1 protein-coding gene is annotated in these 1182 nt (G+C 77.7%); it reads right to left on the bottom strand.

Annotation, left to right across the window (positions count from 1 at the left end; translation table 11 throughout):
* The coding region (locus tag HW577_RS25370; protein ID WP_198378856.1) for an acyltransferase domain-containing protein at nt 1–1182 on the bottom strand (1182 nt) is incomplete at both ends.

Below are 1182 nucleotides of genomic sequence, written 5' to 3'. Positions count from 1 at the left end.
GGTGCCGGCGAAGGCGCGGGCGGCGCGCGGGTCGGCCCCGCGCGCGACGGCGCGCGCCGCGATGGCGGGGAAGGGATCGCCCGGCGGGTCGCGGCGGGTGAGGCTCGCGAGGATCGCCGCTTCCTCCGTCTCCTCCCGCAGGCTTTCGCGCAGGTACGATTGCAGGACCGGCGCCGGCCCGATTTCGAGGAAAAGGCGCGCGCCTTGCCGCGCGGCCTCATGCACCGCCGCGCGGAAGCGCACGGGCGCGCGGAGGTTGCGCCACCAGTAGCCGGCCGTTGCGTCCGCCCCTTCGAGCGGGCCGCCCGTGACGGTCGAGACGAAGGGGATGCGGCCCGGGCGCGGCGCGAGCCCCGCGAGGTCGGCGAGCAGCCCTGCGCGGACCGGCTCCATCGCCGCGGCGTGGAAGGCGTAGTCCAGGTCGAGCGGTATCGCCGAGATGCGCGCGGCTTCGGCCGCCGCGCAAAGCCGCGCGATGGCCTCGGCCGGGCCGGCGGCGGTGATGGCGGCGGGCCCGTTCTCGGCGGCAACCTCGAGCCCCGGGCCGGCGGCGGCGAGGAGAGCCTGTGCGTCCTGCGCCCCGCAGCCGATCGCGGCCATGCGGCCGGTGCCGCGCGTGGCGTGCTGGTGGCGACTGCGCGCGACGACGAGGCCGGCGGCCTGGGGGAGGGTCAGGATGCCGGCGCACCAGGCCGCCGCGACCTCGCCCACCGAATGGCCCAGCGTCATCGCCGGCCGGATGCCGTGCCGGGCAAGCGTGCCGGCGATGCCCACCTGCACGGCGAACAGCAGCGGCTGGGCCATGTCGGTGGCGGCGAGTTCCTCGGCCGTCACGCCGCTGCGGATCAACGCGCATGGCGACCAGCCGAGTAGCGGGGCGAGGACCTCGTCTGCGTCGTGCAGCGCGCGCCGGAAGGCGGCCGAGGCGGCGAGCGCGGCGCGCGCCATGCCCGCATGCTGGGCGCCGTTGCCGCTGAAGACGAAGGCGATGCTGCCGCGGACGGCCTCGCCCTCAGCAGTGGTGTCGGCAGCTTCGCCGGCCTGCCAGCGGGCCAGGGTTTCCGCCAGCGCATCCCCGTCCGCGCCGCGCAGCACGAGGCGGTGGGCGGCGAGGCCGCGATGCCGGGCGACGCCGCGCGCGAGGCTCGCGGCGGCTTGCGCGTCATGTCCCGGCAGCACGCC

This window comes from Neoroseomonas rubea, assembly GCF_016106015.1.
In the GTDB taxonomy this organism is placed as follows: Bacteria; Pseudomonadota; Alphaproteobacteria; order Acetobacterales; family Acetobacteraceae; genus Neoroseomonas; species Neoroseomonas rubea.
Note: the sequence above shows the minus strand (reverse complement) of the source record. Positions and strands in the feature narration are given on the sequence as shown.